At 54.7% G+C, this 8,824-nt stretch carries 8 protein-coding genes; 3 read left to right on the forward strand and 5 right to left on the reverse strand.

The features are described from left to right. Positions 1-728, reverse strand: a 728-nt coding sequence (locus tag VR74_RS10165) for a type IV secretory system conjugative DNA transfer family protein (protein WP_045696453.1), incomplete at its 3' end; no start/stop codon positions are given. Between the two features lie 418 nt (positions 729-1,146). On the opposite strand from VR74_RS10165, the gene VR74_RS10170 reads away from it, so the two are divergent. Continuing rightward, positions 1,147-2,280 (forward strand): ParB N-terminal domain-containing protein, encoded by a 1,134-nt coding sequence (locus VR74_RS10170; protein WP_045696455.1) that lies wholly within the window; start codon positions 1,147-1,149, stop codon positions 2,278-2,280. A 10-nt stretch (positions 2,281-2,290) separates the two neighbouring features. Next, positions 2,291-3,292 (forward strand): hypothetical protein, encoded by a 1,002-nt coding sequence (locus tag VR74_RS10175; protein ID WP_299950110.1) that lies wholly within the window; start codon positions 2,291-2,293, stop codon positions 3,290-3,292. Between the two features lie 16 nt (positions 3,293-3,308). Here VR74_RS10175 and VR74_RS10180 read toward each other — a convergent pair whose 3' ends face one another. The 4 genes from VR74_RS10180 to VR74_RS10195 all read right to left on the reverse strand — a co-directional run bounded on the left by VR74_RS10180 (position 3,309) and on the right by VR74_RS10195 (position 8,593). Next, a complete protein-coding gene (locus tag VR74_RS10180; RefSeq protein WP_299950112.1) occupies positions 3,309-4,295 on the reverse strand; it encodes a DNA adenine methylase in 987 nt (328 codons plus the stop codon). Beyond that, complete coding sequence (locus VR74_RS10185) at positions 4,292-5,674, reverse strand: hypothetical protein (RefSeq protein ID WP_045696457.1); 1,383 nt, start codon at positions 5,672-5,674, stop codon at positions 4,292-4,294. Before VR74_RS10185 ends, VR74_RS10180 begins: the two co-directional genes overlap by 4 nt. Positions 5,675-5,951: 277 nt before the next feature. After that, positions 5,952-7,856 carry a DUF3363 domain-containing protein gene (locus tag VR74_RS10190; RefSeq protein ID WP_045696458.1) on the reverse strand — a complete coding sequence of 635 codons (1,905 nt, stop codon included), beginning with the start codon at positions 7,854-7,856 and terminating at the stop codon, positions 5,952-5,954. Further along, the gene (locus VR74_RS10195; RefSeq protein WP_299950114.1) at positions 7,853-8,593 is read right to left on the reverse strand and encodes a S26 family signal peptidase; all 741 of its coding nucleotides are present in this window, start codon (positions 8,591-8,593) and stop codon (positions 7,853-7,855) included. The genes VR74_RS10190 and VR74_RS10195 overlap by 4 nt, the downstream gene beginning before the upstream one ends. Before the next feature lie 36 nt (positions 8,594-8,629). Between VR74_RS10195 and VR74_RS20845 the strand changes: the two genes are divergently transcribed. Then, positions 8,630-8,824 (forward strand): hypothetical protein (locus VR74_RS20845; RefSeq protein ID WP_299950116.1); only part of this gene is annotated, 195 nt, incomplete at its 3' end.

Below are 8,824 nucleotides of genomic sequence, written 5' to 3' on the forward strand. Positions count from 1 at the left end.
CCGAGATCGCCGAGCTTGCCCTGCGGGTCCACGAGGATATCGGCAATGTTCTGGACATCGCGCACTTCGCAATGCCCGCGGCGTACTTCCATCAGGGGATTGAAATGCGTCGAGGCCACATCGGTCGGATCGAACCGTAAACAATGCGAGAACTCCGAGCGCCAGCCGGATGTCAGCTGCCAGTTCTCACCCTTTATGTCGTGCACCAGAACCGAATGCGGCCAGGAGAGCAGGGTGGGCACGACAAGGCCAACACCCTTGCCTGAGCGGGTCGGCGCAAAGGCCATGACATGATCAGGCCCATCGTGGCGGAGGTAACAGCCCTCAGCCTGGCCGAGAAACACACCAGCAGGCTTCAACAACCCGGACTTGCGCAGATCCTTGCCTTCCGCCCAGCGTGCAGACCCGAAGGTCGAGACCTGCTTGTCCCACCGTGCCCTGAGGATCGATCCCGTGACCGCAATCACGATGGCCGCAACGCCGCCTGATCCGGCAATCAGCCCGCCCCGGTCAAACACATCCGGCGCATAGGCATCGAAGGAATACCACCAGCCGAAGAAAGCCCAGGGCATATAGACCGGCATGTCGAGAATGATGAAGAGCGGCTCGCCCAGCCGAGGCGACCAGCTAAGCGACCACGCTGTCCACTCCGTCGCGCACCAGAGTGCCAGAAGGACAATGAGCAAGACGAGGAGGATCTGCCAGAAGAGGTTCGTGCCATGTTTCATGACACAGAACCTGACCAATCACCGCCTCAGTCTCCAGAGAGGGAATTGGGGGAAATTAGGGGGGATTCAGTAGGATTCAGAACAATAGGGAGGTTTGCGTGAAGTTCTGGGAAGAATCTGTAGGGACATGAGAGCAGAGGATTTTACCATTCACGACGAACTCAACGAATCCAAATGCCTCATCCAATCGTCTTCTCCATCGACCAAGAGTCTGTTACGGGCCGATAGGGGGTCATGATATTGTGGAGGCCGTTTGCCGCGTGACAAAGCAATACGCCCGAATAAGCTGCAATGTGCGATGCGCGCGGTGCGGTCATGCTTCTAGCTCATCAGTCTTGGGATGGTGAGTGATGTCGTATCCTGTGTAATCTGGCGCAAATTGGTGAATCGGCTAATAGAGAGCGAAAGTGAGGGCGATATGCCGAAACCAACAAAGAAATTGCTCGAACTCAACGAGCCGACAATGATCGCCCCGGATCAATTGCGCCTCGACACTCAAAACCCCCGACTCATACTCTCCTCACGCAAAACGCCGAGCGAAGATACGATTATTCAGCAATTGCACCTTGAGGACGAACTTGATGAACTCTTATCCTCAATTGCTGCGAATGGATATCTGGATTTTGAACCCCTAGTCGTTTTGGATGAAGATCCGAAGGCGCCGTACACTGTCCTAGAAGGCAATCGCCGTCTTGCTGCCATCCGTCTTCTGCTCGATAAAAAACGTGCCGAAAAGCTCGATATTAGCGTGCCCGATATGGATCAAGATTTGCGGGCAACAATGGAGATGGTCCGCGTAATCCGCGTTGCGTCTCGGGCAGAAGCGAGAACTTTCATTGCATTCAAGCACATCAACGGTCCGCATCGCTGGAACTCTTATGCCAAGGCTCAATATGCCGCGCGTTGGTTTAAAGAAGCAAGAGATGCAGATTCGACTGCAACGCTCGACGATATAGCGGATCGTATCGGCGACAAGCACGCGACCATCAAACGTATGGTTGCAGCGGTACTTGTCCTTGAGCAAGCTGACCGCAACGGCATCTTCAGCTTGGATGACCGTGCCACAAAGCGCTTTCCATTCTCCCACCTCTACACGGCGTTGTCTCGTAAAGAGTATATGGCATATCTGGGAATAGAGGAAAGCTGGAGCGCCTGGCTTCCATCCGAGGATCCAATACCTGAGGCGCGCGTGACCCGCCTCAAAGAGGTTCTGCACTGGATATTCGGATATAAGCCGGATGGCGTGGACAGCATTATCGCTTCGCAAAATCCCGACATTAAGCGGCTCGGTGAAGTGCTGACCTCAACCGTTGCGATTGCCACACTTAATGACCGTCGAGATCTGGAAGTTGCCTGGGAACAAACTCGTCCCGCCGATACGAAGTTTTCCTCAGCACTCATTTCTGCACGACGCGCAATCAACGATGCAGTTAGCAGCGTGCATGCGTTCGATGGAGCGGACAGGGGCCTTCTAGACGTGGCTTCTGAAATCAAAGAGCAGGCTGACCTTCTGTATGACCGTATGCAGAAGAAATCTGGCAGCAAGGACTAGATAATTAGCGATGCCAGCGGCAGTTTATATCCCTCATGACCTATTGGCTGGACCAGAGCCTGATGGGGATCTGGCAGCCGATATTGCTGAACTATCAGCATTCTTTTCTGATGATATGAAATTTCTACTTTCCGATTTGCGAAATGATATCGAGATTGGAGAAGACGAATACGACGATATTGACGCTCAAAATCGAAGGAGCGATCTGGTCGTAGAGTCGGCCGCGTCGGTTCTGACGCTCCGCGAGCGCCTTGGTCGGGATGGTTATCCATTTTCACTGGACGAGGCCGGTGCCCGATTGACGTATATCGGCGTAGAGAATTGGGGTCGAAAATCCTATTTGCTATCACTTTTTCTCTCGCACCTAGCGACCGTGACGGATGTTCTGGGCCAAGCCGAGCGCGCTCCGGATGGAGCTTCGGTTCGAAATCTCAGAAATTGGTTTCAGCAGATGGCCGCCGCGATTTTGGCGGCTGAGCTAAGGGGAATGGGGTGGGCCTTTGGATGGCCAAGGCCGGATCACACCAACTTTCACACAAAGATGAATCAGGTCTGGCGTGCAATTGGAGACGGAACGCTCCATGACCCACCGCCTCAAGACGCGCCTCAGTCCATTAAGGATTGCGAGATTGATGTCGTTGCGGCTCGCCCTAACAAGGATCAGATGCCTGGCTTTCAGTTAGCTATGGCTCAAGTGGCTACTGGGGCGAACTGGAAGGACAAGTCCGTCAGGACGATGGTCGACAATGCGTTTTTCGACTTTTGGTTTTCGCGCCCGCCTGCTTCACAGCGTACAGCGTATCACATCATTCCCTTCGTTCTGTCCAAACGAGACAGCTATTGGGAAACGCTGCGACTAGGGCATATCCTATCGCGGCTGCGCCTTTGTCAGCTCGCCCACTTGGCCGAGAGCCTTATTGCCCTAGATCAAATCACATCAGAGGGCACCGATGCGTTTGCGAATTTCAACAGTTGGGCGGTACAGTATCGTCAAGGTCGGCATTTTGGGTAGCGCAGCAAGATCGGACCTAGGCTGATGTTCCCATTTTGACTTTCTCAGGCAAGGCGTGGATGATGCGGTCATTCGCCGGAATGCCGTCGTCACCTGAATAACCTTCGCCACGATCGAGCTCAATCATGGTCCCTTCAAGCTGAGGTACTTTGAGGCCCTCGCTGAAGAACATTGCCTCGCGCCCACGCAATTTATTCCGTGCACTGTAATTGATCGTGTATTGCATCCAGCTCGATGGTTCATATAGATCGTGAATAGGGCGAACATCATCATAGGAAACGATCCACCGGGTATCAGAAATGGCCTGTACCGCATCAGCGATTTGGGTATGATCGTCCGAACGATAATAGTCGTAGTAAAGGTGGCGGCCTTTTTCATAATACGGTGGATCGACATAGATAAGTGTTTTCTTGGAGAACGAATTTGCTCTGGACGCTAGGAACTCGACGGCGTCTTCCTGGCATACGGTGATCTTCGATCCATAAGCCGCAATCTTGGAAATTCTCTGTATAAGCTCTAGCTTGTTGTATCGCGCATCGATCTTCCATTTTCCGGTCTGATCGCGGCCGCCAATTACGCCTGCGTTGAGTATGCCAGATCGGTTTGTTCTGTTCAGGAAGAAAAATGCGAACGCAACATCAATGTCGTCCTGATTGTCGGCATCACTGAACGTGGCCTTGCATTTATCCCAAGTCGACAGCGAAACTGCCGTGTCCGAGATTCGCTTGTTAAGTTCTTCGGTTTCTTCGACAACGCATCGCCAGAAGGCGTAGACGGGACGATTGATGTCATTGATGGTAACCCGTTTGACAATACCTGTGAGAAGAAGCTCCCACGCGATCGCCGCGCCACCCGCAAATGGTTCAACATAGTGGCCGTCGCTGAGTCCATTTAACCGCACAACGTCCCGCATGAACCGTGCGAGCTTTCCCTTGCCGCCTGGATATCGGAGAGGTGAGTACCGCCCTGAGACTGTTCGTCGGTGACTATCTTCGTCGCTCATGTTGCCTCTCCGTAGATTGCCCTGAAGAATGGTTCTGCATTGTCCCAAGCTGTGCGTAACGTATCAGCCGCCGGTACGCGATATGAACTATGTATGTAGTCGTTCAGGGACTGGATGGATACCGGATCGGATTTTGTAGTCAAAGCAGATGTCACGCCCCGTAAGTCGCTGGCTAGCGCGCGATTGTTCTTGAGTAAGTGTTGCCGAACGTCTTCGAAGCGAGTCGATAGATCAAGATCGACGACTCTCGACTTGATTGTGCGTTTGAATGGAATCCCGTTTTGCGTCATGTAGTGGTCAATTGTATGCTCCAGCACAGCACGCAGTACGAATGCGGCAGCCATGGGGGTGTCGACCAGATTTACTTTGCCGGCCTCCTTGAAAAGGGCCTGACCTTTTGTCGTGGGTGGTTGAGAGAAGGGATATTTCTTGGGTGCCAAGGATCTCCGGGGACTACGCGCTCTAGTTGACTTCTGATTGTTTGACGTTGCCTGGCTTGCTGGCTTTGCCTCGGGCTTACGCAGATTGGTATCACTGAAGGATTGGGGCGGTACTTTGTCACTAGATTTTGGTTTTATTGTAGTCGGTAGCGCCTCGAAATAGTCCTTGATGTCCGCGGCTTTGTTGTGACTTCGCGAGTTTACCTGTCCATCTGCGATATCGTCGAAGAGCGCCTTCAATACCCTGACAGCGACTTCAGGCTTTCGAGCGAAATATGGACGCTTCTCTCCATCCTTGGTCTTCACGCTTAAGCCAAGTGTGTCTTTGCCGGCTTTTGCATCGAGAAATCGCTCCAGTGTACTCGAGTTCTTTTCAACGGCAGTCCGCACACTTTCCCATCGAGACGGGTCATAACCTGCGTTGCGACCAACGAAATCGATGATATCCAAAACCGTGCGATCGCCCTCAAAGCGCTGGATTTCCAGCGGGCCCCATTCAATGCGGCCTTCTCCGTCCTTCTGGCCTGTGTGTCGCCGCTCAATCCAAATATTTGCGGTTTTGCGGTCGCCGAAGGAAATGCACCTGATCGGTTCAATGCTCGCCCGATCAAAGCCTTTCGCAAGCGCGTGAAGGCGCTTTTTGAGATTATCGTCCAAGTTGGTGCCATCGAGCAGGTCCGGGTTGGCAAGTATGCTTATCGCAGCAAAACGCCTGTTGCCATCAAGTACCGTGAACTCGTCATCATCCTCTTCTATGACGTAAAGCGAATCTCCCGGATCCAATCCGTTATCGAGAATGCTTTTCATTATCGTTTGAAAATGGCGCGGATTCAGGCGCACTAGTGCCTCCAGTGCTTCCGCCTGACTGGTGGCTTCTACGATCCGGGGGTTTTCCAAATCCAGATAGAGGTCGTTAATGTATAATTGAATCTGATCCATAGAAAATCTTGGCAATTGCTTCATTCAGTCCAATAGCGAACAGCGCGAGGATTGTGAATCGAAATCGTTAACATTGCGATTCCGTCGACACGGCTCTACAGACCGATTTGGGATTTTGGGCAGCGATCGACGATGGAGTAATCGACCGATTGTGGTCGAACACGACGTACAGCATGAACAAAACGTGTCACAAACTTCGGATATCTCGACGGCAATGCCGTGTAGAGAGCCAAGTCTACGATGAACCAGTGCTCTCATGCTTAGCCTCCTAAGGGAATCATTTCGCCATCCCGATCCCACGCCCGAGCGTCCACGAGATCCTGCCACCCGTCACGACCCCGGACACAGCCATCCCGCGGCGCTGTTCCAGCACCTGTCGCCAGGGCACAATCGTAAAATCCCGCTGCCGTTCGATGACCGCAAACTTACCGCTCACCCGGGAAACTGGTTCGCGGTAGGTGCCATCCACATGACCGCGTTCCGGCGCCGGCGAGTACGGCTTCCCGATCTCTTCACTCAGAAACCGCCCTGCCTGCGCAAGGTCGCGTTTCAACAGCTTAGACTTCTGTGCTGCGGATAGCCCTGTGCCTGCCTCCACATTCATTCCGATCCCCGCCAGAAACGCACGCCGTTTGACCTGCGCCTCAGCGACCTCCTCGCCAAACCCAATCGGCACACCGGATGGAGGAGGCGTCTCATCCAGCCAGGTTATACCAAGCGCAGATTCCTGACCCTTCAGCCCAAGCTCAGATCGCACGAGCAGTTGCGCCGATCTGAACCGTGCTTGTGCCCGTTCGTACGCTTTCGCGCGATCCAGATAGTCCGGTGGGATTTTCCAGTCAGCTTCGGCTGTTCGCTCAACATGACCGGCGCGCCTCAAGGCTTCCAGTCTTCTCACATGCGCTGCGACATATTCCGGTCCCGATCGCGGATCATTCGCCTGGTGCAGGCTCGCCGAATAGATCCCGTCATTCGCCCGCGCAATCCGGTCGATCGTGATGTCCGATGCTTTCGGCTCGAGGTTTGGCGGCGACACGGTAACGATCACGCCGCGCTTCAGTTCCTCGACCTCACCTGCAACACCGAGTTCGACAAAGACAGCGCGGCCATCGAGACTGTCGATGATGGCGTAGGTCCGATCATGCTCTTCACCTGCCAGGCCCGTCTGAAGCACCGCACCTGTCACGCCCCGACCGTCCGGATCTGACTTGTCGAAGATCACATCCGCATCGAGTCGCCGGTCCCCGCGTCCTGCGAGTGCGCGATTCATCGTCTTGATGATGTCGTGCCGCTCGGAAAGTCCTTGCAGAACCTCGCGGAAATTCTCCCGCATCTGCCAGAGTCCCGCACCGAGCTTCTGCGCAAGTCCGAGCCGCTCCAGCGTTCTCAAACGTGCAGCATGCAAAGTACGATACTGTGAGGGACTATCCTTCAATCGGAACTCGTGTTCGGGGCTGACTTGCCGCGCGATGAAGTGGTCGATCTTTGTGACGCGTTCGGCAGCGATATCCGACTGAAGTTTGCGCTCCTGCTCGAGCCGGGTTTCCGGGCCAAGCTCAAGTGTTACCAGGTCCTCGGCCCGTTCCCGGATCCCGTGAGAAATGTACGCCCGCGGCATCACAAGATCGCTGCCATCTTCTCTACGCCCGCGGATCACCAGATGCCCATGCGGTCGGCCGGTATCATGGTGCACCGCACCGACCCATTCGAGCCGTGTGCCTAGATCGGCTTCCATCTGAGAAACGAGATCGCGAACGAAGGGCTTAAGGTCGGCCATTTCGGCGCCGTCTTCGGGCGAGACAATGAACCGGAAATGATGTCGGTCGTCAGTGATGGATTTGACCAGATCTGATGCGCTGGCATCCTCGGTCATGGCGTCAAACAGCTTCCCGCGATCCTTCTCTTCAAGCGCTGCGTCTCGTCGGATGTAACCGATATGCGCAGCCAGCGCCGCAGCACTGGACGCAGACATCCGCACGACACGCGCTTTTACGATGACGCGCCTCTGGCCGCCATGCGGACCAACTCGTGGGCGAGCGGGCAGGGTGGTTCGGCGGACACCGCCTGCCGAGGACAACGCCTTCGTCATGCGCGTCAGATAGGTCTTCGCGCGTCCTCCTGATCCGCTTGAGCGAATCCTGCCAGGTCTGGGGGTGAACGGATTCTCCGGCGGGGTGCTCATTCGGGCTGCTCCGGCGGAAAGCAGGCCAGATTGTGCGTATGGAACCATACTAATCTGTTGCCATCATTGAGGTTTCCATCAAACCACAGAGCTGCGCGCTTGTCTGTGGAACCATAAAAATCGATGTGCAGACAAGGCGATAGCCCCTCATTGGCTCCATGAGCTTTTATCTTGCATTCCGTTCTGCCTCCAATTTCCACACTGAACGCCTCTGTCTGCTGCTCCCCAGCGTCACCCATCCGCACCGCCCGGCCAATGATGTCGCTCTCCCTCACGGTTCCAAAATACCGCCCGTCAAAGGAATCCGGCGTGCGTTCAGAGAGGAGCAGCACGTCACCTGCGTGGAGCAGCCTGCAAGCCTTCCAGGGAGATGGCAGAGCGCGTCCCAGGCTATCTTCCGATAGCAGGCGGACAGTTGGCGTGCCATTGATGAATAAGACACCGTCGACCGCACAAACCGTGTCACCTTCGAGCGCCCGGACGGTCTTGATCACAGGGATGCCTGACGCAAGATAACGCCTCTGGATCGCGAGTCTCGAAGCGGCCTCTGGCAGGTTCGAGACAACCAGATCACCCCGCGAAATCACCTTCAAAGGCTCGACGCGGTACCATCCAAGCGGAGCACTTTCGCTCGGATTGTAGAGTAATATGGGCGGTAAAACACCAGTCGCCGGAAGGCCTGTCAATGCCACTCCGAGCACAGAAATACCGCTCCAAAATACTGCGCGGAGGCTCATGAAAAGCCCCTCCAGTTGCTCGAAAGAAGTCTCCAATTGGCCATCGACAATGTGATTGAATCTGTTCTCAATGCCCTGATTTCAAGCGCCATGACCGCCTCCCCGGGACCTATTCCAGACGGTCGAATAATCATTCAAATCATCGACATGATAGACGACGGTGCCGCCATGTTTTCTGTATTGCGGTCCATTGTTCGACCAGCGCCAGTTCTCCATCGTGCGAACCGTGAT

The organism is Hyphomonas sp. BRH_c22 (assembly GCF_000961795.1).
In the GTDB taxonomy this organism is placed as follows: domain Bacteria; phylum Pseudomonadota; class Alphaproteobacteria; order Caulobacterales; family Hyphomonadaceae; genus Hyphomonas.